Origin of the sequence: Streptomyces montanus (genome assembly GCF_005786655.1) — a bacterium.
In the GTDB taxonomy this organism is placed as follows: Bacteria; Actinomycetota; Actinomycetes; order Streptomycetales; family Streptomycetaceae; genus Streptomyces; species Streptomyces sporangiiformans.
The window spans coordinates 54490-78019 of the sequence record NZ_VBZC01000018.1 but is presented as its reverse complement, the minus strand read 5'-3'; the positions used below and the strand labels follow the sequence as shown (position 1 = coordinate 78019).

Sequence of the window (23530 nt, the reverse complement as noted above, 5' to 3'; positions counted from 1 at the left end):
CGAGGCTCACTGCAGCGCAGGGGGTGTGGGTGGCGAAGCCCCCACAGCGCGCGGCGAAGCCGCGCAGTAACGACGATGGCGGGGTATGTTCGCGCGTTTTGCGAACATACCCCGCCATCGTCATCGTGCGCCGCCAGGGACTCGAACCCCGGACCCGCTGATTAAGAGTCAGCTGCTCTAACCAACTGAGCTAGCGGCGCATGACTCCCGCCCACCCGCTTCCGCGGGCGGCGACAGAGAAAATACTACCTGGTCCGAAGGGGTGCTCCGGACCATTGCCCGATGGCCCGGATGACCGGCGGCTAGATCGCGAGGGACAGCAGTACGGGAGCGGCGCCCCGGTTCAGTGTGTCCGCCGCCGCGCGCAGGCGGTGGGCGTGCGCGACGGGCAGGGAGAGGGCCAGACAGCCCACGGCCGAGCCGGCCGTGATGGGGACCGCCGCGCACACCGTGCCGATCGCGTACTCCTGGAGGTCGAGGACCGGCACGCTGGGTGCCTGGGCGTCGAGCCGGGACAGGAACAGCCGCTCGCTGGTGATGGTGCGCGAGGTGAGGCGGGCCATCTTGTGGCGGGAGAGGTGGTCGCGGCGGGCGTTCAGATCGAGCTGGCCGAGCAGGCTCTTGCCGATCGCGCTGGCGTGGGCCGCGGAGCGGAAGTCCACCCACTCGTTCACGGCGGGCGTGCTCGGGCTGTCGGCGCACTGGGTGACGTGGATCTCGCCGTCGACGTACCGGCTGATGTAGACGGCGGCGCCCACGGAGTCGCGCAGCCGCTCCAGGTTGTGCTGGAGCTGTTCGCGCAGGGCCCGGTCGCGGCCGTGCGTGGACGTCAGCCTGCTGAGCGCGGCCCCGGTGACGTACGTACCGTCGGCGGCCCGCTCGACGTACCCCTCCCGGTTCAGCATCCGCAGGAGCGTGGTCAGCCGCTCCGTGCCGAGGCCGGTCCGCCGGGCGAGCTCGGCGTCGGTGACGCCGGTGGTGTGCCGCGCCATGGCCTCCAGGACGCGGAGGGCGTCCTGGGCCGAGTGGTACGGCGCGGTCGGCTCGTGCATCAGCGCCACGGTTCCCCCTGCGCTTCTCGGCCCGCGTTCCCCTCAGGGCAGCCCGGGCTACCGGGCTGCCTCCACGATAGACGCCAAGGGCCGTGGAGGGAGGGCCTGTTGACGACATTAGTGGCGCGTCCCGGCTCTGTCAGCAGGAACGCGCCACTCTGGCATATGCCACAGTCATGCCATGACCGTCCGGCCTCGGGCGACTACGAGGAGTGAAGGCGGTCGGCCCTCCTTCGCCCTCACGAGCAAGGAAAAGGCGTCACAGGACCGCGCTGAGGAATTCCCGGGTCCGCTCGTGCTCGGGATCGCCGAAGATCTTCTCCGGTGATCCGGACTCCAGGACCCGCCCCGAGTCGAACATCAGGACCTGGTCCGAGATGTCCCTCGCGAAGTTCATCTCGTGGGTCACACAGAGCATCGTGATGTCGGTGGTGTGCGCGATGTCGCGCAGCACGTCGAGGACTCCCGCGACCAGCTCCGGGTCGAGCGCGGACGTCACCTCGTCGAGCAGCAGCACCTGCGGGCGCATCGCCAGCGCGCGGGCGATCGCCACCCGCTGCTGCTGCCCGCCGGACAGCTGCGTCGGATACGCGTCGGCCTTGTCGCTGAGCCCCACCATGTCCAGCAGCTCGCGCGCCCGCTGCTCGGCCTCGTCCTTGGACAGGCCCAGGACGGTGACCGGCGCCTCGGTGATGTTGCGCAGCACCTTCATGTTCGGGAACAGGTTGAACTGCTGGAAGACCATCCCGATGTTCTTGCGGACCTCGCGGATGTGCTTCTCGCCGGCCGGGACCAGCTTGCCGTTCTTCTGCTCGTGGGTGAGGTAGTCGCCGTTGACCTTGATCGTGCCTTCGTCGGCCTTGAGCAGGGTCATCAGCAGACGCAGGATCGTCGTCTTGCCGGAGCCGGACGGGCCGATCAGCGTCACGTGCTTGCCGGAGGCCACCGAGAAGTCCAGCTCGTCGAGGACGACGTTGCTGCCGAAGCGCTTGGTGACCTTGTCGAACCGGATCAGTTCGCTGCCGTCCACCGATGGGTTCTCGTTGCCGTCATGGTCGTTCTGCAGAGGGGTGTCAGCGGACAAGACGTCGCTCCAGGGCTCGGATCAGGAGGGAAGCGGGGTAGGCGATGACGATGAAGGCCACACCCACGACGGTGAGCGCCTCCGTGGTGAAGGTCTCGTTGCTGAAGGCCTGGGCCTCGCCGAGCATGTCGAAGGCGCCGATCGTCGCGATCATCGGGGAGTCCTTGAGCATGGCGACGACGTAGTTGCCCAGCGGCGGGACGACGCGGCGGATCGCCTGGGGAAGGATCACCGCACGCCACGTACGGCCCTTGGACAGGCTCAGCGCCGTGGCGGCCTCCCACTGGCCGGCGGGGACGCCGTCGATGCCCGCGCGGTAGACCTCCGCGGTGTACGTGGAGTAGTGCAGCCCGAGCCCGAGGATGCCGGTCGTGAGCGGCGACATCGACGGCCCGAAGTTGGGCACCACGTAGAACAGGAAGAAGAGCTGCACCAGCAGCGGCGTGTTCCGGATGAACTCCGTCACGGCGACCACCGGCCAGCGCACCCAGACCTGCGAGGACCGCTGTGCCAGAGCCCACACCAGGCCCAGGGCGAAGGCGATCAGAGTGCCGATGGCCAGGGCCTGCAGCGTGACGATCACGCCGTCCCAGAACCGCGGCATGAAGTCGTCGACGACTTGCCAATCCCAGTTCATCCCATACCTCCCGCCACGGTGCCGGCCCCGCCGGCCGACTGTGAGCCGGCCTGCACGGTCTCGCCGCGGGCGCTGAGCTTCGCGGTGATCCCGCCCCGCTTCTCCGGCCGCTGCCCGATCCCGGCCTTCGCCTTGCGCTCCAGCATCCGCATACCGCGGGTGATGAGGAAGGCGAGAACGAAGTAGAGGACCAGCAGCAGGGTGTAGATCGGGGTGGTCTCATTGGTGCCCAGCCGGAGCAGATTGCCGGCGAAGGTCATGTCGGCCACCGTGATGACGGAGACCAGGGCGGTGCCCTTCATCAGCTCGATCAGCAGGTTGTTGAACGGCGGCACCATCTCGGGCCACGCCTGGGGCAGTTCGATGAGGCGCAGCCGCTGCCAGCGGGTGAAGTTGAGCGCGATGCCCGCTTCCTTCTGCGCCGGGGTGACGGCGGCCAGGGAGCCACGGACGACCTCGGAGCCGTAGGCGCCGTAGGTGAGGCCGAGCGCGCTGACGCCGGCCCACATGGGCACCAACTGCCAGCCGAAGAACGGCAGGGCGAAGAACATCCAGAACATCAGCACCAGGGCTGACGTGCCACGGAAGATCTCGAAATAGACCCCGGCGAGGAATCGGACGATCCAGTACTGCGAAGAGCGTGCGAGACCGATCCCGAACGCGACGACCGCGCCGAGTGCGGCGGCGTACACCGTCACCTGGATCGTGACCCAGATACCCGGCAGGAACCAGGTGGTGAAGAACTCCGAGCTCATCATCAGCCGCACAGCTCCTTCGCCGTGAGGTCGGTCATGTCGGCCATGTTGAAGCCGAAGGGGCCGACGATCTCGAGAAGTTCCTTGTAGTCGTTCTTCTTGAGCTTCAGCAGTTCCGCGTTGAACTCGTCACGGAAGTTCTGCTCGGACAGCCGGAAGGCGAACCCGCCCGCGCCATAGGCGGGCTTGCCGTCCACCATGGGCTGGAAGGGCTCGGTCGACGAGACGCGGCCCGATCCCTTCACCGCGTCCGCGCACGTGATGCGGGTACCCGCGAAGGCGTCCACCCGCCCCTGGGCCACCGCGTCGAGGCCGGCCACCTGGTCCGGCAGGACCAGGACGTTACTGATGCCCGCGGCCTTGGCGGAGTCGATCTGGGCGTAGGCCTTGCCGGAGGCGAGTTTGAGACCCTTCTTCTTGACGTCCTCATACGTCTTGATGCCGTGCGGATTCCCCTTCTTGACGATGAAGGCGTCCAGCATCAGGTAGTCCGGGTCGGCGAACAGCACCTGCGCGCATCGGTCGGGCATGATGTACATCCCGGCGGACACCACATCGAACTGACGCGCCTTCAGCCCGGGAATGAGTGCGCCGAAGTCCACCGGCACCGGCTTGACCTCGTCGATGCCGAGCCTCTTGAAGATCACCTCGGCGATCGCGGGAGCCTCTCCGGTGGCCTGCCCGTCGTCACCCACATAACCGAAGGGTGGCTCGCTGGCTATGCCGATTTTCACGGATCCCTGGTCCCGCAGGGTGTCCAGCAGGCTGCCTCCGAGCACCTTTCCTTCTTCGGGGACGCGGCTGCAGCCGGCCACTCCGAGACTGCCCGCCGCGCCCAGCGACACCGCTCCGGCGAGCAGTGAGCGGCGACTGAGACCTCTGGGTCCGTTGTCGGTTCCTGATCGGTTTGCGTGTGGTCGAGCCATGGGCGCGCGGCTACCCGACTTCATGCGAGTTATGCGGATCACTTTTGGCCCCGGTCGCTACCGACGCGCTCTTGACCGCGGGTGGACCATGGGTCCATGGCAGACCGCTACATCGAAGTCTCCCTGGTCAAGCGGGGAGTCCACTGCACGGCAAAGCTCCTCGACGACCGAGCCCCGATCACCTGTGAGGCGGTGTGGAACGCGCTCCCCCTCGGCAGCGACGTCTACCACGCCAAGTACGCCCGCAACGAGATCTACACCCTCCTGCCCGCCTTCGCCCCCGCCGAGCCACCCCTGGAAAACCCGACCGTCACCCCCATCCCCGGCGACCTCTGCTACTTCTCCTTCTCCGGCACCCAACTGGGCACGCAGTCCTACGGCTACTCCGACACCTCCGGTGTCCAGGCCGGCACCCCGGTGATCGACCTGGCACTGTTCTACGAACGCAACAACCTCCTCCTCAACGGCGATGTGGGCTGGGTGCCCGGCATCGTGTGGGGGCAGGTGGTGGAGGGCCTGGAAGCGATGGCGGAGGCGTGCAACGACCTGTGGCGCGCCGGGGCCCTCGGGGAGACGCTGAGCTTCCGGAAGTCCTAGACAGAAACCCCCTAGCCCACCGCGGTCGGGTACGGCGGGGGAGCCACACCGGCCACCCCCGCCTCGTACAGCGCGTGAGCCGCCCGCAGGACGAGGTCGTCCCGGTGGCGTGCCGCCACGATCTGCAGCCCCACCGGGAGGCCGGACTCGTCCACGCCCACCGGCACCGAGGCCGCGGGCTGCTGGGTCATGTTGAACGGGTAGGTGAACGGGGTCCAGCCGGTCCAGCGGTGATGGCCGGAGCCGCGCGGGACCTCCGCCCCCGCCTCGAAGGCCGTCAGCGGAAGCGTCGGGGTCACCAGCAGGTCGTACGTCTCGTGGAAGCGCCCCATACGGCGGCCGAGCTCCATGCGGACGTCGACGGCGGCGAGGTAGTCGAGGGCCGAGTACCGCGCCCCCAGTCCGCAGATCTCCCGCAGCCCGGGGTCGAGCAGTTCCCGCTGGTGGGGGCCGAGGGGCTGGGTCACCCGGGCGGCACCGCTGAACCACAGGGTGTGGAAGGCCTCCACGGGGTCGGCGAAGTCCGGGTCGGTCTCCTCGACGAACGCACCGAGGGACGCCAGGCCCTCCACCCCGCGCCGTACGGCCGCCGCGACGGCGGGCCGTACCGCGACCTGCCCGCCGAGGGACGGCGAGTACGCGATCCGCAGGCCCCGCACACCGCCGTCCAGCACGTCCGTGAACGAGCCGGGCGCCGGCCCGAGCCCGGACCAGTCGCGGGCGTCCGGGCCGCTGATCACGTCCAGGGTGAGAGCCGCGTCGGCGGCGTCCCGCGTCATCGGCCCGACGTGCGCGAGCGTCCCGAAGGCGCTCGCGGGATACAGCGGCACGCGCCCGTACGTCGGCTTCAGCGCGAAGATCCCGCAGAACGCGGCGGGGATACGGACACTGCCGCCGCCGTCCGTGCCCAGGGCCAGCGGCCCCGCGCCCAGCGCGACGGCCGCCGCCGCGCCCCCGCTCGACCCGCCCGACGTACGTGACACGTCGTACGGATTGCGGGTGATCCCGGCCTGCGGTGAGTCCGTGACGCCCTTCCATCCGAACTCGGGCGTCGTGGTCTTGCCCAGGAAGACGGCGCCGTGCTCGCGCAGCCGGGCCACGGAGGGCGCGTCCTCGTCCCAGGGCCCTTCCGCGCGCACCGTCCTGGAGCCCTTCAGGGTCGGACCGCCCCGCATCAGCAGGATGTCCTTCACCGTGACCGGCACCCCGTCCACGAGCCCGGCCGGCTCGCCCCGCCGCCACCGCTCGGCGGATTCACTCGCCTGGGTGAGTGCCTCGTCAACATCGAGGCGCACGAAAGCATTCACGGAAGGCTGAACCTCCTCGGCCCTCCGCAGCGCGGCTCGCGCCACCTCCACGGGGCTGAATTCGCCCTTGCGGTAGCCCTCGACGAGTTGTAGCGCGGTCAGCTCGGTGAAGTCGGTCATCCGCCCTCCAGGACGTTCGCTGCCCCCGGAGTACCCGGGGAGGTTCAGTGCCCGGGTACGTACCCACGCTGCTTGTCGACCACGTTCGGTAGCGGCTCGCCCGCCTCCCAGCGCTCGTACAACTCCACGAACTGTGTACCCAGTTCTTCCCGCCAGCCGATCGTGTCCCCGCTCATGTGGGGCGACACGATCAAGCCCGGGACCTCCCACAACGGACTTTCGGGGCCGAGGGGCTCGTGCTCGAAGACATCGAGCGCCGCCCCCGCGATCCCGTGCGTCGACAGGGCCCGCGCGAGCGCGTCCTCGACGACGAGCTGCCCGCGCCCGACGTTGACGAAGCGGGCGGACGGCTGCATGACGCCGAAGCGCCGCGCGTCGAACATCCCGTACGTCTCCTCCGTGAGCGGCGCCGCCGACACCACCCAGTCCGCGCGGGCGATCAGCCGGTCGAGCTCCTCGGGGCCGTGGACACCGGCGCGCGGGGTGCGACCCACCAACGCCGTGGTGATGCCGAGGGCCTCCAGCGTCGTCACGATCGCCCGCCCGATCGGCCCCGAACCCACGACACACGCGCGCGTGCCCGCGACCCGCTGCGACTCACGGTGCCGCCACTCCCGCGCCCGCTGAAGCTCCCACGTACGCGGGAGATCCTTGGCCATCGCGAGGACGAGCGCGGCCACGTACTCGGCGATCGGCTGGTCGAAGACACCACGCGCGTTCGTCACCACCGTGTCGGACGCGGCGAGCTCCGGGCACATCAGATGGTCCACGCCCGCGCTCGCCGTGTGCACCCAGCGAGGCCGCGGCCCTTCGCCGGGCCAGGCACGGCGTACCGCGTGCGAGGCGAAGTCCCAGACCAGCAGGACGTCCGCCGAGGGCAGGAGCGAGGCCAGCGTCGACTCGTCCGCGTGCTCGATCCGGACCCGCCCGGTGAGCCGGCCGAGCCGCGGGAGGGGCTCCGCGTCCAGCACCAGCAGAGTCGTCCTGTTTTCGGCCATCCGTGAGGGTGTGGGGGTGGTCATCGGGGAGAAATCATTTCGCAATGAGGATCCGCTTCTCTGGAGTCGGGGCACAGTTGCGGGAAATTGAAATCAGCCGTCTGAGATGCGCGGATTGACCACGCTCGCACCCGAACCTACCTTCGTCAACATGGGCCCTGAAGCGGCCCATACCCTGTCCCGACGTCCCGGCATGCGCCGGCTTGTGTCCCCCGGCCCACGGCCGGTCTTCACCACACGAACTTCTTGAGTTTGGGGCCTGCTCATGGACGTCTCCTTCCTTGGTGGACCACACCCTCAAAGGGGTGTGGGCGTCGTCGCGCCCTTCGACTTCGCCCTCGATCGCGAACTGTGGCGCTGGGTTCCGGACGGGGTGTCGCTGCACCTGACCCGCACCCCTTTTGTGCCCGTCGAGGTCAGCCTCGACCTCGCGCGGCTGGTCAGTGAGCACGAGACTCTCGGCGAGGCGGTGCGCGCGCTGAACGCGGTCGAGCCCGAGATCGTCGCGTACGCCTGTACGTCGGGCAGCTTCGTCGGCGGGATCGCGGGCGAGCGCGCGATGTGCGAGGCGATGACGCGCGCGGGCGCGGTGCCGTCGTTGACCACCTCCGGCGCCCTGCTCTCAGCGCTCCGGGAAGTGGGCGCCAGCCGCATCGCCCTGGTCACGCCCTACACGGTCTCCGTGACCCAGTCGTTGGAGGACTACCTCGCGGAGGCGGGCGTCCAGGTCACCGGGCGTGCCTACATGGGCCTGACCCGGCACATCTGGAAGGTTCCGTACCGGGACGTGGTCGACATGGCCCGCGGCGCGGTACGCGGAGCCGCGGACGCGCTCTTCATCAGCTGCACCAATCTCCCCACGTACGACGTGATCCCGCAGCTGGAGGCGGAACTGCGCATCCCGGTGCTCTCGGCCAACCAGGTGACGATGTGGGCTGCCCTGCGCCATCTGGGTACGCGGGCGGTGGGGTCCTATCAGGCGCTGATAGACCAGACGGCGCGGCAGGATCCTGTACTGCCGGAAGAACAGGAAGGTTGGGCATGACGGCTCTCGGATTCCTCTACCCGGGCCACTCGGCCGAGGACGACTATCCGCGCATCGAGCAGCTCCTGGGCAGCGACATCCGCCTCCCGCTGGTGCACACGGACATCGGCGAGGACGCCCACCGCGTCGACGCCCTCCTGGAGATGGGCTCGGCGGACCGGCTGGCCGCCGGGGTCGAGGAGCTGCGCCTGTCCGGGGCCGAGGCGGTGGTCTGGGCGTGCACCAGCGCCAGCTTCGTGTACGGCTGGCAGGGCGCCCACGAACAGGTGCGCTCCCTTGCCCTGGCGGCGGGCCTGCCGGCCTCCTCCACGTCCTTCGCCTTCGCCCACGCGGCACGGGAGATCGGCGTCGAGCGGGTCGCTGTCGCGGCGACGTATCCGGAGGACGTGGCCTCGTTGTTCGTCGCGTTCCTGAAGGACGCGGGGCTGGAGGTGGTCTCCGTGCGCGGCAGCGGCATCATCACCGCCGCGGAGGTCGGGACGTGGGGCGAGGACGAGGTGCTCGCGCTCGCCCGGGAGGGGGACCATCCCGACGCGGACGCGGTGCTGCTTCCCGACACCGCGCTCCATACGGCGTCCTACATCCCGGCCCTTGAGAAGGCCCTGTCCAAGCCGGTCCTCACCGCCAACCAGGTGACGGTCTGGGAGGCGCTGCGGCTGGCTGACCGCCGGGTGAACGCGCCACAGCTGGGGGCACTGTTCACGAAGGAGCCGATCGTTCAGGTGTAGGTTTCCTCGCCCCCGCCGCCCCTACCCGTCCCATCCTGTTCCTGGGGGCTCCGCCCCCAGACCCCCGTATCGGCCTAGCGGCCTCGTCCTCAAACGCCGGACGGGCTGAAGAATTCAGCCCCTCCGGCGTTTGAGGAGCGGGGTCTGGGGCGGAGCCCCAGGGGATGGGAATGGGCGGGGGCGGAACAAACCGTGACCGCCCTCTGTTCAGTTGCCGCGGGGACCGCGAACCCCGCGGCGTACCGAACAGGAGGCATTCACCATGGCGGCAGACGAGATCCGAGGCACGGCACAGGGATCCACCCCCGTCCCCCTCTCCGTCCTGGACCTGGTCACCGTCGGAGCGGGCCGCACGGCCACCGACGCCCTCCGTACCAGCGTCGAGCTGTCCCGCCTCGCAGAGTCCCGCGGCTTCCACCGCTACTGGGTGGCCGAGCACCACTCGATGCCGGGCGTGGCCTCCTCGTCCCCGGCCGTGATCCTCGCGCACCTGGCCGCTCACACCACCCGCATACGCCTCGGCTCGGGCGGCGTCATGCTGCCCAACCACGCCCCCCTCGTCATCGCGGAGCAGTTCGGCACACTCGAAGCCATGGCCCCGGGCCGTATCGACCTGGGCCTGGGCCGCGCCCCGGGCACGGACGGCGCCACGGCCGCGGCCCTGCGCCGTACCGAGCAACTCGGACAAGGCGCCGACGACTTCCCCGAGCAGCTCGCGGAGCTGACCCGTTTCCTGGACGACGACTTCCCGGACCGCCACCGGTACGCCCGTGTCCACGCGGTCCCGGGCCCCATCCAGGGCACCTCTCCCGGCGGCGTCCAGTCGCCGCACCGCCCACCGGTCTGGCTGCTCGGCTCCTCCGGCTTCAGTGCCCGCCTCGCCGGAACGCTCGGCCTCCCCTTCGCCTTCGCGCACCACTTCTCGGCGCAGAACACGATCCCGGCCCTGGACCTCTACCGGGAGTCGTTCCAGCCCTCGGGGGTCCTCGACGCCCCGTACGCCCTCATCGGCGTCTCCGCGCTCGCGACGGACGACGAGAAGGAGGCCCGCCGCCAGATCCTGGCCGCGGCCCTGAACATGGTCCGCCTGCGCACCGGCCGCCCCGGGCTCGTGCCGACCCCGGAGGAAGCCGAGGCCTACGAATTCAGCCCGATGGAACGGGAGTTCGTCGACAGCTGGAACTCCAACGTCATCCACGGCACGGCGGACGAGGTCCGCTCCGGCCTCGACGACCTGCACAAGCGCACCGGCGCCGACGAGTTGATGATCACCAGCCATGCCCACAACGGCGACCTGCGCCTGCGCTCGTACGAACTGATCGCGGATGCCTACGGGTTGCCGCGGGCTCAGGCCTGAGAAGGGCCCGACTCGGCAGGGTCGGGCCTCGGCAGGTCAGTCCTGAGCAGGGTCAGGTCTGCGGGCAGTCCTCCGCTGTCAGGAGTGCGGAGATACGATCCGGCGCCACCGGGCGGGAGTACAGCCACCCCTGACCGGTGTCGCAGCCGATGCGGCGCAGGCGGGAGGCCTGCCCGGAGGTTTCCACGCACTCGGCGGTGACCGTCAGGCCCAGGCGGTGGGCGAGTTGGATGAGGGCCTCGACGATGACCTCGTCGGCCGGGTTGGCACGGTCGCCCGCGTCCTCGTACTGGAAGCCGCGCACGAAGGAGCCGTCGAGCTTCAGGACGGAGACGGGGAGGCGGCTGAGGTAGGCGAGGTTCGAGTACCCGGTGCCGAAGTCGTCGATGGCGATGCGTACGCCCATGTCGCTGAGCGCCTGCAGGGCCTGGAGCGGGCGGCCGGCGGAGCCCATCACGGCCGACTCGGTGAGCTCCAACTGCAGGAGGTGCGGGGCGAGTCCGGTCTCCGCGAGGATCGTCGCGACATCCGCCACCAGGTCCGAGTCCCAGACCTGACGCACCGCCACGTTCACGCTCACGAAGACCGGCGGCACGTCCGGATGGTCCAGCTGCCAGCGGCGCGCCTGCTTGCAGGCGGTGGCCAGCACCCAGCGCCCGAGCTGCACGATCGAGCCGTCTTCTTCCGCAAGTCCGATGAACCGATTCGGCGTCAAGGTGCCGAACTGAGGATGGTTCCAGCGGACCAGCGCCTCGACTCCGTGGACGCCGCCGTCCTCCATCCCCACCAACGGCTGGTACTCCAGGGCGAATTCACCTCGCTCGATGGCGGGCCGGAGGCCGGAGGAGAGCGCCTGGCGGGTCATGCGGTGGGCGTTGCGCTCCGGGTCGAAGAGCGTCCAGCGGGACTTTCCGTCGGCCTTCGCCCAGTACAGCGTCGTGTCGGCGGCCTGCATCAGACCGGTCGCGGTGGTGCCGGCGGCGCGCCGCTCGACGACCCCGATCGAGGCCGAGACCGAGAGCCGCTGCCCGGAGAGGTCGAAGGGCGCCTGGAGGGACCCCAGTACGGACTCGGCGAGCTCCGCCAGCTGCTCCGTACCCGTGGAGTCCTCGACCAGCAGCGCGAACTCGTCGCCGCCGAGCCGGGCCACCAGCGGCGTGGCCGTCCTCGCGTGCCCGGCCTCGTCCGCGCAGCGCGTCAGCCGCTCGGCGACGGCCGCGAGAAGCCGGTCACCGACGCGATGGCCGAGCGTGTCGTTGACGGCCTTGAACCCGTCGACGTCCAGATAGCACAGCCCGATCCTGCCGGTGCCGGACTCCTCGTACGCCTCCGGTTCCAGCGCGGCCGACAGGCGTTCGAAGAACAGGGTGCGGTTGGGCAGACGGGTCACCGGGTCGTGCATCTGCAGGTGCCGCAGGCGCGCCTGGAGTTCGTGGCGGGCACTGATGTCCGAGACGGAGAGCAGCACGGCCCGCTCCTCCTCGGGCAGTGGCGAGACCGTGACCTGGACCCAGAGCGAGTGGCCGTCGGGATGCTTGAGCCGCCGGGTGCAGCGAAGTCTGGCCTGGCGGCCGCGGAGCACCTCGCGGTAGGCGTGCCAGGTGCGGGCGTCGGAGGCCAGGTCCACCAGGTCGGCGGCGATCCGGCCCGTGAGGCCGCCCGGGCCCGCGCCGAGCAGCGCGGCCAGCGTGTCGTTGGCCGTGACGACCAGGCCCTCGCGGTCGACGACGGCCATCGGGAGGGGCGCGGCGGCGAAGGTGGCGCGGAAGGTGCGGGCCTCGACGCCCGGTTGTGCGGGGGCATCGGCAGCAGGGGGCGTCCGTTTGTGCGGAGGTGACTCGTTGTCACTCTCTGTTACGACTGACCGGGCGAGGTCTGCCGCAGGCGCCGGTCCATCGGACGTTCCGCTCACCGTTCGCTCCCGCTGTGCACTCGTTCTCGTACAGGTCTCGTCGGGTGGTCGGCCGGAGGTGGGCGGCCGCTCTGGCCGTGTCCACGCAGGAAAGTGTGCCGATCATAGAGGCTGTCCGTAAGGCCTTCCAGCTACTGCTCAGTCTTCCGGAACAACGAGCCCATGCGACAGATCGTTTCTGCCCGCACCTGGACGGGTTCCTTCATCACGCGATCACTTGTGACGTTCCGTGAGTACTCGGGGTGTCGACCTGCCGGTCGTCCGGTTGTCGGTCCCACTCACCCTTCTGGTGCAGGCAAACAGGGTGACTGTGATCAAAAACCCACAAGCTGGGTGCGGTATCCCGAATTCCGCATCCGGAGGTCGATGTGCGGCGTCCGCTCACCCCCAAGGGGCTCGCCCGTGATGGGATGAGACCCCGCTGGCGTGGTCCCGCGGCCGTGTTCACGTCCATGGCGGCGCTCGCCGCGACCTCCCTGGTGACGGGCCCCTCGATCGCCGTGACCCGCTCCCTTCCGTGCGCGCTGAAGCGGACCGACGCCCACCACTCGGAGGGGCTGGACACCTGGAACGCCTCCTATCCGCGCCCCGCCCGCCGCCTCGACGCCGTGATGGTCTTCCTGTCCTTCCCGGACTCCGAGCCGCTGACCAGGCCCACCGACCTGACGGGCGACTACTTCCCGGCCACCAGCCAGTTCTTCGAGCAGGCCTCCTACGGCAAGTTCACCCTGCGCCCGCACCCGGTCCGCGAGTGGATCCAGATGCCGCGGGCCTCCACCGCGTACGCCATACAGCGCGACTGGAACTCCGCGCGCCGGTCCGCGTACCTGCGCGACGCCCTCGCCGTCTCCAATGGGCGTGTCGACTTTTCCCGCTACGACGTCGTCTACTTCGTCGCCGACCCGGACGCGCCCGGCGTGGACTCGGACGCGACGAAGGTGGTGAACCTGGACGCGCCGCTGCGGGCCGACGGCAAGGACATCCGCCGCGTCGTCACGGTTTTCGAGAAGCACCCGCCGGACCGGCTGGTTCTCGCCCATGAGACCGGCCATGTGTTCGACCTGCCGGACCTCTACCACCGGCCCACGGACGGCAAGGGCGACTGGGACACGCACGTCGGCGACTGGGACCTCATGGGCAGCCAGTTCGGCCTCGCGCCCGATCTCTTCGGCTGGCACAAGTGGAAGCTCGGCTGGCTGGCCCCTCGGCAGGTGGCGTGTGTGGAGGGGGCGGGTGACGCGGGCGGCGCGCGTCTGACGTTGGAGCCGTTGGGGGCGGGGCCGGCGACGGCTGCCTCGATGGGGGCGACGGCGGCGACGACGGCTGCCTCGGAGTCGGCAGGGGAGGCGGGGGAGGTGCGGGAGGCGCGGGAGGTGGGGTTCGGGCTGGGCAGTGGGACGAAGCTGGCCGTGGTTCGTACCGGGCGGAACAGTGCGATCGCCTTCGAGGCGCGGGGGCCGGTAGGGAACGACGAGGCGGTCTGTACGCAGGGCGTGCTCGTCTATCGCGTGCGCGGTGAGACCGCGTCCGGGGGCGGGCCCATCCAGGTCATCGACGCGCACCCCACCTCCGAGGCCTGCTGGGACAAGTCCGTGTATCCGCCGCTCGCGGACGCGCCGGTGGGTCTCGGGGAGAGCTTCACGGTGCCGGGGGAGGACGTACGGATCGAGGTGGAGGACCGCACGCCTTCGGGCGCGTGGACGGTGACGATCTCGGCGGGGTGAGTGTTTGCCCATGGGGTCACTCAGGCCCACGTCACGGGGGGTGTGGGTGGCGGAGCCCCCACAACGCGCGGCGAGGCCGCGCAAAAACAACGATGGCGAGGAGGTTCGCGTTTTCCGCGAACACGCCTCGCCATCGCCACCGTGCGCCGCCAGGGACTCGAACCCCGGACCCGCTGATTAAGAGTCAGCTGCTCTAACCAACTGAGCTAGCGGCGCCTGCTGACGTCGTAGACCTTAGCATCCTGTTCGGCGGGAGGAAAAATCGATATCCGCGCTGGGCGAGCGGCCCGTACGGCGGCCCAGAGCAGGACCTCCGGGCCGGGCAGCCAGGGCTGGAGAGTGTCGGGGGCGACGAGCCAGCGGGCGGTGGTGGGCGGGGGGACCCGCTCGGGCTCGGAGGGTCTGGGCCGGGGCGCGGGCTCGGCCTCGGCGGGCTCGAATGTGGGTACGGGTGCCGGTGCGGGCGGCGGGCTCAAGGTCGGGATCGTCACCGCGTCGCCCTTGCCGTGGCAGAGCAGGGGCGGGATCGCGCCGCTGCGGCCCGCGCCGCCGTCGGAGCCCCATTCCTCCCACCGCAGGAGCGCGGGCAGACGCTGCGCGGTGCCTGGGGTGGCGAACAGGAGTATCCGCCCCCGGTGCGTGGCCACCGGGCCCGAGCCAGGGCCCTCGTTCCACAGCCGGTCCAGCATGCGGCGGCCGAAGATCACCGGAGCGTTGACGACGTCGAAGGCGGAACCGCAGGGCAGGACCGCGGGCGCGCCGGGCCGGTCCTCCAGGGCGGCGAGCCTGCCACACGGATGCCTGATCGCGCGGGCGAGCCAGGCGGCTTCCTCCGGCGTGAGGGTGTGTGCTCCCTGGGGGACGGCGCGTGCCGGATTCCGTGTGCCGCTCATGCCGCTCATGTCGCATACATCTACCGGCGGTGAGTGATTGACTCCCGAGAGTTGCCGGAAATGGGGACACGGGGGGTGGATGTGGGGTACCTTGCCCGCCCGGCATATGCCAAGGGCCTTTCCTGGCCGCAGGTCACGGGCTCAGGTGAGGTCGTCGGCTCACGGGCTCACGTGAGGTCGTCGGCTCGACCGGCTCAGGTGAGATCGCCGATTCCGTGCCCGTTGCCGTCCGCCCCGCGAAGCAGCTCCCGCCCGTACTCGACCATCCTCTTCGCGTAGTCCTCGGTCCACTCGGCACGTTCGGCGATGGCGGCCGGGGTGAGCCGGTCGAACCGGCGGGGGTCGGCGAGCTGCGCGGCGGCGATCGCCTGGTACTCGATGGCCCGGTCGGCGGCCGCGCGGAACGCGTGCGTCAGCTCCGTGGCACGGGACAGCAGCGCCCGGGGATCGTCGATCGACTCCAGATCGAAGAAATGCTCCGGATCGGAGGCGGCCTCCGCGGGTTCGAAGAGCAGCGGCGCAGGGCGAAGCCGCGGCTCGTTCCTGCGCGGCGTGGGCTCCGCCATGACTTCTCCTCCTCGTACGGTGTGCGACCCGTCCTTGTAGTGGGCCACCGTCCATTGTCCCTTGACCCCGCAAGAGGGCATGCGGGACCGCCGGTCGGCGGTCCCGTTCATGGGCGCCACGACACCCGGTGTTCCGACAGATGTGACAGCACCGCGTGGTTCGCCTCCCAGCCGTCCGGGAACTTCACCGTGACCCCGAGCTGGACCGGTTCCGTGGACGGGTGGTCGTCCAGCAGGTCCGTCACTCCTGCGCGGCAGACGACGATGCAGGCGTGGCGGTGGCGGGAGGCCAGAACGCACAGGCGGCCCGTTTCCAGGTGGAAGGCCGTCGCGTCGGGGCGGCCCGAGAGGGGGTGGAGGACGACGGTCACGTCGTACTCGCGGCCCTGGAGACGGTTCGCCGTGTCGACGGTCACCCCACCGGCGCCGAGCTCCGCGAGCGCCGCGCGGACCGCCGCCGCCTGGTCCCGGTGTGCCGTGCCCACGGCGATGCGGTCGGCGGTGAGCGGGGCGGGATCGGGGGACCGCTCCGACGTGGCCGCGCCGCCCCGGTCCAGGAGACGGCGTACGACCTGGGCGAGGGCGCGGACCGCCTCGGGGTCCGTGCGGGGCGTGTGCCGGGCCGGCAGTTCCAGCAGGCCCCAGCCCGTCTCGGCCGCCTCGTCGATGACCCGGTCGGGGCCCGAACCGTCCGACGGCACCGCGAAGGCGAGCCGACGGTCGGCGTGGCCGGTGCCGCTGCGGAACGGGGTGTAGGGGTAGAACGCGTCCGAGACCAGCGGCCCCGCCGACGCGGGGAGCCGCCAGGACACCGGCAGCCGGTGCTGCGGCAGCTCGGGGTTGTGGGCGAGCAGTGTCGTCACGGCGGACGCCGAGGGGTCGTACGACAGGCCCGCCCACTGCTCCGAGCCGACGATCGAGAACGGGTCCAGCTGGCCCGGGTCGCCGACGAACAGCGCCCGCTCGAAGAGCCCGGCGACGGCGAGCAGCGCGTCCGAGCGCATCTGGTACGCCTCGTCGACGATCGCGTGACGCCAGGGCTCGACGCCCTTGACATGGGCCCACTTGGCGGCGGTCGAGATCACGACCTCCAGCCCCGAGAGGTCCGCGGCCTTGGCGGACTTGCGGACGTTCGGGAGGTCGTCGAGCGCCTTGTCGTACGGGTCCGCGTCGCTGCTGTGCAGGCGGCCGACGGGCAGCTCCGGGTTCTTCTCGGCGAGCCGCAGGACCAGGTCGTCGACCTGCGCGTTGGTCTGCGCGATGACCATCAACGGGCGCCCGGCCTCGGCCAGTTCCAGCGCCGCCCGGACCACGAGCGTGGACTTGCCCGCGCCGGGCGGCGAGTCCACGACGACCCCGCGGTGCGCCCCGTGCAGGGTGTCGCGCAGGATCGCGCCGGTGGCGCGGGCGGCCTCTGCGCCGGGGTCGAACGGGGACGGGGAGGCGGGGGTCACAGAAGATCCTCCTCGGTCACCGGGTCGGGCTCCGGAAGCGCCGCTTCCGCTGCCCCAGTCGCGCCAGTCGTTCCGGTCGCTTCTGCCGTCTCAGACGTCTCAGTCGGCGGTCCGCCGTGGGTCCACGGCGTCTCCTCCGGGTCGGGCAGCTTCGCGCCGCCCCGCTGCTCGTGCTCGAAGAGCGTGAAGCAGAGCTGGTCGCCCTTCTCGGGGACGGATCCGGGCTCGGGCTCCTTGCCACGGCCCATCTTGTCGACGATGCGCAGGACGACGCTGAGGCCGGCCGCGTCTGTGTCGGTGCCGGTGTCTGAGTCGGCGGTGGCGTCGGCGTCGGTGGCGGTGTCTGCGCCGCCGTCCTCGCCCCTGTCCTCGCCCCCGTCCTCGCGTTCGACGTACTCGACGAACTCGGCCGCCTGCGGTTTTCCGCCGAGCGAGCGGAAGACCTTGGCGCGCTCACCGAGGTGCGGGCGGTCGTCCGAGCGGATCGTCACGAGCGGGCGCGGGCTGGGCCGCTTGCTCTCGCTGTACGCCATGACCACGTCCGTGACCTCGCCCGCGAAGGCCTCGCCCGCGAGCCGCCGGCCGGCCATGACGAGCGGGTCGTCGAGGGCCTCCTGGGCTTCCAGGCGGGCCTGTTCGCGCTCGCGCGTGGCGAGCTTGTTCGCGGCGGTGACCGCGTCGTCGCGGCGCGGCTGCGGGGGCTCTCCGGCGAGGACGCGGTCCCGGTGGCCGGTGAACGACCAGCGGTCGCGCGTCCAGCGGTCGGCGGCGTGGGCGCCCTCGGGCAGCGCGCGCAGAAGGTCGAGGCCGCGCCACACCGCGTCCCAGGTGGGGCGGGTGCGGCTCTCGACGAGGTCGCGGATGTGCCGCTCGGCGGCGGTGAGTTCACCGAGCCGGTCGTCGGCCTCCAGGCCGTCCTCGGCGGCCCCGAGCGCCGTACGCGCGCGGTCGTAGCGCTCGATGGCCGGGGCGAGCAGCTTGTTGTCGAACGCCGGGTCGGTGGCGGGTCCGGCGGGCGGGCACAGCAGTTGCCCCTTGGCGTCCCGCTGCAGCTCGGCCCGCAGCGCGGCCTCGGCACCGGGCTCGCCCTCCGGCGGGGCGATCCAGGCGAGCAGGGCACCGAGGTGCTGGTCTTCCAGGCTGCTCTGACCGGTGGCCCAGTGCCGCGACAGCACGTCCGTGAGGGCGAGCAGCAGCGCGGAGCCGGGCACCCGGGCCCGCTCCCCGAAGTGTGTCAGCCACCGCCCGAGCAGCGGCACGCGCGGCGGTGCCGGATGCGGCGTCTCCGGGTCCTGCTCCGCGGTGCGCCGAAAGCGCATGGAGCGCCCCAGCAGCCGTACGAAATCGATGCCGGCGCGGCTCGGCACGATCAACTGCGGTGAGTCCGCGCACAGTTCGACCTCGACCTTGACCCGCTTGCCCGTCTCGGGATCGGTCTCGCTGCGCTCGGCGGCCTCGACCGCGTCCCCGTACGCGTCGACGTACGGCAGTACGACGTCGGCGAGCTCGGCGAGAAACGCGAACCGCAGATCCCGGTCCCGCGGCTGCGGCACGACGAGCAGCCGCGGTGCGTCGCGCTCGGTGCCGACCAGCGCGCCGAGCGGGGCCCCGGCCTCCCCGGCGGTGGTGAGCGGCACGAAGACGAGCGGCCGCTCGGAGAGATGCCGGTGCCGCACGGTGGCGAGGGGCTGGGCGCGCCCGGTGTCGACGGCTTCGAGGCGGGCGAGGGTGGCGATCAGGGACATGGCGTCCCCTTGTGGTCGAGCGAATGGTTGTGCCCGGGCGACCGGCTGCCCAGGGCCTCCGCTCGCAGTTCCGCCGCTCTGCGGAGGGCGGCGACCGCCGGGTCCGTCGGGTCGCCGGTCGTTCCGCGGGCCGCGGCGAGCACGTCGTCGACCGTCGTCAGGCCGCCCAGCTCCGCCCGCAGCGAGCGGCCCAGCGACGTCACCGCCCCCTCGGCGCGGGAGCGGGCGCGGCAGTGGAAGGCCAGTTCGCAGGTGGCGAGACACTCGGGAGCGTAGGTGGCGGGGACCGACTCGACCGCGGCGGTCAGGTCGGCGGCGGGGAGGTCGGGGGAGAAGCAGGTGCCGTCCGGGAGGGAGTCGGCGATGTCCTCGATGCGCGTGAGACGGTCCAGCTGACGGCGGGTCACGGAGCGCTGCTTGCGCACGTCGACGGCGGACGCGGCCGGCAGGTTGGAGAAGTCCTTGGGGCAGACCAGGAGGATCCGGTGCCGGACCACGGGCGCGGGGTCGCTGTCTTGGGCGCTGCGCCGCACGGGCGCGCCGAGCCGGTCCGCGACCTGCTCCAGTGCCAGTACGTACACCGCGGCCTGCCGCGCGGCCGCGCCCACCTTCGCCGCGTCCGCCGAACCGTCCAGCATCGGGAAGGACTTGATCTCGACGACCGTCCAGCTCCCGTCGGGATGCACCACCACGGCGTCCGGCTCCAGGAAGGCGGGGGAGCCCGCGACGTCCAGGGCTAGCAGCGGATGGTCGAGCAGCGTCCACGATCCGGCCTCGGTGGCCTCGCGCAGCGCCAGCGCCGTACGGGCCGCACGCCCCTCGGGGCCGACGGCCGTGAGGTCGGGGACCGCGGCACCCTGGGGAGGATCCGCTCCCGGGTCCAGCTTCTCGTGCACGAGCCGCAGCAGCTCCGCGCCTCCGTCGGCCTTGACCCGCGCCTCGAAGGCGTTGCCCCGCATGAACGCGAACTGCGACTGTCCGAAGGCGGACGGCGAGCCCAGCGCGCTTGCCAGCGTGGCCTTGTTCACCCCCGCGCCGTCGAGGATCGCGCGCCGCTTGCAGCCGGGGTTCGCGGCGAGCGCGGCCAGGGCGCGCGCGTCGAGCGGCTGCGGCGGGACCGCGGGTCCGCGCAGCTCAGCGAGCCGTTGCCGTAGCGCTGTCCCCCGCGTCGGCGGGACTCGCTTCGGGACGGGCTCCCTGCTCGCCTCCCTGCTCGGCTCCCAGCTCGGCGCCCGGGGTGGCACTGGCCTTGCGCTGTCGGGGAATTCGCTCACCCGGGGAAGTCTGGCATCCACCACTGACAATTGAGGAACCTGTGCCCCGAGAGACCGTGGTGACGGGTGCCAGGCGCGCGACCCCGAGCCGCGCCCGCGCCGTGTCCGCGAGCCGCAGCACCGGCGCGGTCAGCAGCAGCCCCGCGCCCATCACGAGCGCGCCCGCGAGAGCGTCCAGGAAGTAGTGGTTGGCGGTGCCCATCACCACGAGCGTGGTGATCAACGGGTAGGCGACGCCCACGGTCTTGGCGAGCGGCGTGCGGCCGTACCGCCACAGCATCACGCCGCACCACAGCGCCCAGCCGACGTGCAGGCTAGGCATCGCCGCGTACTGGTTCGTCATACCGCCGAGCCCCCGTGGCGCGCTCGCCTCGCCGCCCCACCAGCCGTAGTCGCTGTACTGGGCCATCGTGTCGACGAAGCCGTGCCCCGCCGACAGCAGGCGGGGCGGGCAGGTGGGCAGCAGGGTGAAGCCGATCAGACCGATGAACGTGGAGGCCATCAGCCAGGTGCGGGCGGCTCGGTAGCGCACGGTGCGGGACCGGAAGAGCCACACCAGGATCGCGGGTGTGACCAGGTAGTGCAGGGAGGCGTACCAGAAGTCGGCGGGTATGCCTATCCAGGGTTCGCGGGTGAAGAGACGGTTCAGCGGATGCTCGGCGTTGAGGAAGAAGGCCTTCTCTATGCGCAGGATGCCCAGGCCGTGGTCGACGGCGCTCGACACGTCGCCCCGCACGAGGAGCCGGCCGGCCGAGTACGCGGCGTACACCAGAAGGATCAGCGGCAGCTCGGTCCACCAGCGGGGTCGAGCGCGCAGTACCGCCTCGGTGCCCGGTACATCGGTCCGCCGCATCCGATCGCCCTCCCCTTTTTGTCTCGTGGCCCGGTGTGCCACGCCCCACGTTCAATCTACGGTGTATGCGAACGCCTGAACGGGGCGCCCTGGTGGTCATAGACGCAAAGATCGCCCGGCGGGTTGCCCCGCGCGGGCGTGCGCGATGATGGAGCGATCCACGCGGCCCGTACGTCACGTACATGTCACATATACGTCCCGTACTCATCCCGCACTCATCCCGTACTCGTCCTGTACTCGTCCCGGAGAGGCATCTTCATGGCACCGCGCATCCTGCTGGCCCGGCACGGACAGACGCAATGGTCGTTGTCCGGCAAGCACACCGGCAGGACCGACGTTCCTCTTCTGGAGGAGGGCAGGCGCGGCGCCAAGCTACTCGGCGAGCGCCTGGCGCGGGCGCCGTTCGGCGGGCTCGCGGCGGCCGAGGTGCGGACGAGCCCGCTGGCACGCGCGCGTGAGACATGCGAACTCGCCGGGTTCGGCGACCGGGCGACCGCCTGGGACACGCTCATGGAGTGGGACTACGGTGCGTACGAGGGCATGACCCCCGCCGAGATCCAGGCGGGCCGGCCCGGCTGGCTGATCTGGCGCGACGGGGTGCCCCGGGGGGAGACCCTTGCCGAGGTCTCCGCGCGCGCGGACGAGGTGGTCGCGTGGGCCCGGTCCCTCGACCGCGACGCGCTCGTCTTCGCGCACGGTCACATCCTGCGCTCCATAGCCGCCCGCTGGCTGGGCCTCGATCTGGACTTCGCGGCCAAGATCCGCCTCAACCCGACATCCCTCTCGGTGCTCGGCTGGGCCTATGGCGAGCCCGCGATCGAGACCTGGAACGACTGCGGGCACCTGGACACGGCCTGACCGCGCGGCGACAACCGCCTGACCGTGTGACAAGAGGTGGAGCGCGCGTCCCTACGCCGTGCGCGCGAGCGCCGCGTGCCGCTCCAGGAAGTCCGACACACCCGACGCACGGCGGTGCGGCAGCAGCACCCGGGCCGTGCCCGCGAGCATCGTCTGGACCCGTGACGACTGCACCTGGTCCAGAAGGTCCAGGACGCGCAGACCGGCCGCGGCGGCCTCGTCGGGATGCCCGGCCCGGGCCAGATCGTCGGCCAGTTCGGCCGTGTACAGCGCGAGGTTGCGCGTGAAGTGGGGATCCTGGAGCCGCGTCGCGCGCCGGGCGTGGTGGGCCGCGCGCGGCCAGTCGCCGAGCGTCGACCAGCACTGGGCCTCCAGACCCGCCAGTTCGGCCGCTCCGTAGAAGCTCATCCACTCCGGATCGGCGTCACCGGGCCCGCGGTCGTACAGCGCCCGGGCACGGGTGAGCGCCTGTTCGCAGCTGGTGCGGTCGGCGAGGCCGGCCCAGCCGCCCGCCTCGCGCATCGAGAGCAGTGACAGCAGCCGGGCCGAGCCCAGCGGCCGTGCGGCACGCTGCGCGGCCTGCGCCGCCCGTACCGCCTCGCGCGGCCGGCCCGCGTCGCGCGCCAGGAAGGACGTATTGCAGAAGGCATGCGCCTCCAGGGCCGGATCCCCGGCCATGCGGGCCGTCGCGAGTGCCTCCGCGTAGTGCGAGCGCGCGTCGCCGAAGCGCCCGGAGTCGTGCGCCAACCACCCCACGGAGATGGCCAGTTCACCCGCCCCCGCGTGCAGTCGTTCGGCGGTCGTCGGCCGCGTGGCACCGGCGTCGAGCAGGGCGTACGCGGCTCGCATCGGAGCCGCCGCCCTCTTGTACAGCCCGTCGGCGCCGTGCCGGTCGTCGAGCAGCCGGATGTGCCGTACGGCCTCTTCGAGGGCGCCCGCCTCGGCCTCGCCGACCCGGTGTGCGGGACGGTCCGCGGCCGCGGCGACGCCGCCGAACGCGAGCCCCAGGGGGCCCAGGGTGGCGGCCGCCACGGTGGCGGTGCCGCCGGTCATGAATGCGCGACGCTGCACGTCGCTCTCCTCGTGGTTCCGATCGTGGTGCTGGTGCTGGTGCTGGTGCTGGTGCTGGTGCTCGTGCGTGTCGTGGTCGTAGTCGTAGGTGTCATACGGCTCGTACGCCCCGTCCGTCTCAGGTGGCGCGTACGCCGGGATCCCGGTACGCGAAGGGGGCGGATCTTCGGTTTCGCGCGCCCCCCGTCCGCGTACCGATGAGCGGGGCGCGAACCCCAGGTCGGCCAGTGTCCGACCGGGGAACATATGCAGGAACACCCGCTCGTACGCGTAGTTCGGGCAGCGGATCTCCCCTGCCTCGACCCGCCCCACATAGCGCGCGTCGCAGCTGACCCGCTCTCCTATCTCCCGGGCGGCCCGTCGCACCGCCGCGGCGAACTCGCCCGGCGAGCGCTGCCCGCGCAGCTGCCTGAAGACGAGGTTCGGCCGCGGAGGCCGAGGTGACTGGGACGACGAGGTCGTCGTTGACGACGCCATGGCCGGGCCCTCTCTCGCGAACCGTCGAACCATGCCGGAGCCAGGGCGAGTTGATCATGTCCCGTCTGGTTTCCGGCGGGCACGAAGGTACCCTCTG

21 protein-coding genes and 2 tRNA genes are annotated in these 23530 nt (G+C 71.2%); 6 read left to right on the top strand and 17 right to left on the bottom strand.

All coding sequences use genetic code 11. From position 1 onward, the window contains the following. Positions 1 to 126: 126 nt before the first annotated feature. The 6 genes from FE633_RS18235 to ehuB form a co-directional block, all read right to left on the bottom strand. A tRNA-Lys gene (locus tag FE633_RS18235) sits at positions 127 to 200 on the bottom strand. A 102-nt stretch (positions 201 to 302) separates the two neighbouring features. Continuing rightward, positions 303 to 1061 carry an IclR family transcriptional regulator gene (locus tag FE633_RS18230; protein WP_138046228.1) on the bottom strand — a complete coding sequence of 253 codons (759 nt, stop codon included), beginning with the start codon at positions 1059 to 1061 and terminating at the stop codon, positions 303 to 305. Between the two features lie 250 nt (positions 1062 to 1311). Beyond that, positions 1312 to 2136, bottom strand: coding sequence for an ectoine/hydroxyectoine ABC transporter ATP-binding protein EhuA (gene ehuA / locus FE633_RS18225; protein WP_425473187.1), 825 nt, complete (start codon positions 2134 to 2136; stop codon positions 1312 to 1314). Then, on the bottom strand, positions 2126 to 2773 hold the full coding sequence (gene ehuD, locus FE633_RS18220; protein WP_138046227.1) for an ectoine/hydroxyectoine ABC transporter permease subunit EhuD: 648 nt from the start codon (positions 2771 to 2773) through the stop codon (positions 2126 to 2128). The genes ehuA and ehuD overlap by 11 nt, the downstream gene beginning before the upstream one ends. Beyond that, positions 2770 to 3528, bottom strand: a complete 759-nt coding sequence (gene ehuC, locus FE633_RS18215) for an ectoine/hydroxyectoine ABC transporter permease subunit EhuC (RefSeq protein ID WP_171060018.1) — start codon at positions 3526 to 3528, stop codon at positions 2770 to 2772. Before ehuC ends, ehuD begins: the two co-directional genes overlap by 4 nt. 2 nt (positions 3529 to 3530) lie before the next feature. Beyond that, the gene (ehuB, locus tag FE633_RS18210; RefSeq protein WP_246113683.1) at positions 3531 to 4454 is read right to left on the bottom strand and encodes an ectoine/hydroxyectoine ABC transporter substrate-binding protein EhuB; all 924 of its coding nucleotides are present in this window, start codon (positions 4452 to 4454) and stop codon (positions 3531 to 3533) included. A gap of 96 nt (positions 4455 to 4550) precedes the next feature. Here ehuB and FE633_RS18205 point away from each other — a divergent pair, with 96 nt between their 5' ends. Further along, complete coding sequence (locus FE633_RS18205; protein WP_119103874.1) at positions 4551 to 5051, top strand: DUF3830 family protein; 501 nt, start codon at positions 4551 to 4553, stop codon at positions 5049 to 5051. A gap of 11 nt (positions 5052 to 5062) precedes the next feature. Here FE633_RS18205 and FE633_RS18200 read toward each other — a convergent pair whose 3' ends face one another. Together FE633_RS18200 and FE633_RS18195 are read right to left on the bottom strand one after the other, a co-directional pair. Then, positions 5063 to 6478, bottom strand: coding sequence for an amidase (locus FE633_RS18200; RefSeq protein ID WP_138046224.1), 1416 nt, complete (start codon positions 6476 to 6478; stop codon positions 5063 to 5065). Between the two features lie 44 nt (positions 6479 to 6522). Further along, on the bottom strand, positions 6523 to 7500 hold the full coding sequence (locus FE633_RS18195) for a D-2-hydroxyacid dehydrogenase (protein WP_171060012.1): 978 nt from the start codon (positions 7498 to 7500) through the stop codon (positions 6523 to 6525). A gap of 241 nt (positions 7501 to 7741) precedes the next feature. On the opposite strand from FE633_RS18195, the gene FE633_RS18190 reads away from it, so the two are divergent. The 3 genes from FE633_RS18190 (at position 7742) to FE633_RS18180 (ending at position 10606) form a co-directional block, all read left to right on the top strand. After that, positions 7742 to 8521, top strand: coding sequence for a maleate cis-trans isomerase family protein (locus FE633_RS18190; protein WP_138046222.1), 780 nt, complete (start codon positions 7742 to 7744; stop codon positions 8519 to 8521). Then, a complete protein-coding gene (locus FE633_RS18185; protein WP_138046221.1) occupies positions 8518 to 9249 on the top strand; it encodes a maleate cis-trans isomerase family protein in 732 nt (243 codons plus the stop codon). The genes FE633_RS18190 and FE633_RS18185 overlap by 4 nt, the downstream gene beginning before the upstream one ends. Positions 9250 to 9511: 262 nt before the next feature. Beyond that, a complete protein-coding gene (locus FE633_RS18180) occupies positions 9512 to 10606 on the top strand; it encodes an LLM class flavin-dependent oxidoreductase (protein WP_138046220.1) in 1095 nt (364 codons plus the stop codon). 52 nt (positions 10607 to 10658) lie between these two features. Here FE633_RS18180 and FE633_RS18175 read toward each other — a convergent pair whose 3' ends face one another. Continuing rightward, positions 10659 to 12518: a putative bifunctional diguanylate cyclase/phosphodiesterase gene (locus FE633_RS18175; protein WP_138046219.1), complete on the bottom strand. Its 1860-nt coding sequence runs from the start codon at positions 12516 to 12518 to the stop codon at positions 10659 to 10661. A gap of 410 nt (positions 12519 to 12928) precedes the next feature. On the opposite strand from FE633_RS18175, the gene FE633_RS18170 reads away from it, so the two are divergent. After that, entirely contained in the window at positions 12929 to 14242 is a 1314-nt protein-coding gene (locus FE633_RS18170) for a M6 family metalloprotease domain-containing protein (protein ID WP_138046218.1), read from the top strand. Between the two features lie 142 nt (positions 14243 to 14384). Here the strand turns inward: FE633_RS18170 and FE633_RS18165 are convergent. From FE633_RS18165 to FE633_RS18135, 7 genes are all read right to left on the bottom strand, one after another. Then, positions 14385 to 14458: transfer RNA gene (locus FE633_RS18165), tRNA-Lys, on the bottom strand. Continuing rightward, positions 14449 to 15135, bottom strand: a complete 687-nt coding sequence (locus FE633_RS18160; protein ID WP_138046217.1) for a hypothetical protein — start codon at positions 15133 to 15135, stop codon at positions 14449 to 14451. The genes FE633_RS18165 and FE633_RS18160 overlap by 10 nt, the downstream gene beginning before the upstream one ends. Positions 15136 to 15329: 194 nt before the next feature. Further along, positions 15330 to 15701, bottom strand: a complete 372-nt coding sequence (locus FE633_RS18155; protein WP_119099416.1) for a hypothetical protein — start codon at positions 15699 to 15701, stop codon at positions 15330 to 15332. Positions 15702 to 15808: 107 nt separating this feature from the next. Beyond that, a complete protein-coding gene (locus tag FE633_RS18150; protein ID WP_138046216.1) occupies positions 15809 to 17155 on the bottom strand; it encodes an AAA domain-containing protein in 1347 nt (448 codons plus the stop codon). After that, positions 17152 to 18900, bottom strand: a complete 1749-nt coding sequence (locus FE633_RS18145; protein ID WP_138046215.1) for a hypothetical protein — start codon at positions 18898 to 18900, stop codon at positions 17152 to 17154. The genes FE633_RS18150 and FE633_RS18145 overlap by 4 nt, the downstream gene beginning before the upstream one ends. Beyond that, positions 18891 to 20033, bottom strand: a complete 1143-nt coding sequence (locus tag FE633_RS18140) for a hypothetical protein (protein WP_138046292.1) — start codon at positions 20031 to 20033, stop codon at positions 18891 to 18893. The genes FE633_RS18145 and FE633_RS18140 overlap by 10 nt, the downstream gene beginning before the upstream one ends. A gap of 1 nt (position 20034) precedes the next feature. Continuing rightward, complete coding sequence (locus FE633_RS18135; RefSeq protein WP_138046214.1) at positions 20035 to 21027, bottom strand: phosphatase PAP2 family protein; 993 nt, start codon at positions 21025 to 21027, stop codon at positions 20035 to 20037. A 258-nt stretch (positions 21028 to 21285) separates the two neighbouring features. Here FE633_RS18135 and FE633_RS18130 point away from each other — a divergent pair, with 258 nt between their 5' ends. Further along, positions 21286 to 21885, top strand: a complete 600-nt coding sequence (locus FE633_RS18130) for a histidine phosphatase family protein (RefSeq protein ID WP_138046213.1) — start codon at positions 21286 to 21288, stop codon at positions 21883 to 21885. Positions 21886 to 21936: 51 nt separating this feature from the next. Here the strand turns inward: FE633_RS18130 and FE633_RS18125 are convergent, their stop codons facing one another. Next, on the bottom strand, positions 21937 to 23433 hold the full coding sequence (locus FE633_RS18125; protein ID WP_138046212.1) for an NsdA family TPR-like regulatory protein: 1497 nt from the start codon (positions 23431 to 23433) through the stop codon (positions 21937 to 21939). Between the last annotated feature and the right edge of the window lie 97 nt (positions 23434 to 23530).

Bases quoted from the DNA above. Each gene is read 5' to 3' on its own strand.
- FE633_RS18160 (WP_138046217.1), bottom strand. From the start codon at position 15,135: ATGAGCGGCACACGGAATCCGGCACGCGCCGTCCCCCAGGGAGCACAC.
- FE633_RS18155 (WP_119099416.1), bottom strand. From the start codon at position 15,701: ATGGCGGAGCCCACGCCGCGCAGGAACGAGCCGCGGCTTCGCCCTGCG.
- FE633_RS18135 (WP_138046214.1), bottom strand. From the start codon at position 21,027: ATGCGGCGGACCGATGTACCGGGCACCGAGGCGGTACTGCGCGCTCGA.
- ehuB (WP_246113683.1), bottom strand. From the start codon at position 4,454: ATGGCTCGACCACACGCAAACCGATCAGGAACCGACAACGGACCCAGA.
- ehuC (WP_171060018.1), bottom strand. From the start codon at position 3,528: ATGAGCTCGGAGTTCTTCACCACCTGGTTCCTGCCGGGTATCTGGGTC.
- ehuD (WP_138046227.1), bottom strand. From the start codon at position 2,773: ATGAACTGGGATTGGCAAGTCGTCGACGACTTCATGCCGCGGTTCTGG.
- FE633_RS18200 (WP_138046224.1), bottom strand. From the start codon at position 6,478: ATGACCGACTTCACCGAGCTGACCGCGCTACAACTCGTCGAGGGCTAC.
- FE633_RS18130 (WP_138046213.1), top strand. From the start codon at position 21,286: ATGGCACCGCGCATCCTGCTGGCCCGGCACGGACAGACGCAATGGTCG.
- FE633_RS18185 (WP_138046221.1), top strand. From the start codon at position 8,518: ATGACGGCTCTCGGATTCCTCTACCCGGGCCACTCGGCCGAGGACGAC.
- FE633_RS18170 (WP_138046218.1), top strand. From the start codon at position 12,929: ATGAGACCCCGCTGGCGTGGTCCCGCGGCCGTGTTCACGTCCATGGCG.
- FE633_RS18195 (WP_171060012.1), bottom strand. From the start codon at position 7,500: ATGACCACCCCCACACCCTCACGGATGGCCGAAAACAGGACGACTCTG.
- FE633_RS18125 (WP_138046212.1), bottom strand. From the start codon at position 23,433: ATGGCGTCGTCAACGACGACCTCGTCGTCCCAGTCACCTCGGCCTCCG.
- FE633_RS18145 (WP_138046215.1), bottom strand. From the start codon at position 18,900: ATGTCCCTGATCGCCACCCTCGCCCGCCTCGAAGCCGTCGACACCGGG.
- FE633_RS18190 (WP_138046222.1), top strand. From the start codon at position 7,742: ATGGACGTCTCCTTCCTTGGTGGACCACACCCTCAAAGGGGTGTGGGC.
- FE633_RS18180 (WP_138046220.1), top strand. From the start codon at position 9,512: ATGGCGGCAGACGAGATCCGAGGCACGGCACAGGGATCCACCCCCGTC.
- FE633_RS18205 (WP_119103874.1), top strand. From the start codon at position 4,551: ATGGCAGACCGCTACATCGAAGTCTCCCTGGTCAAGCGGGGAGTCCAC.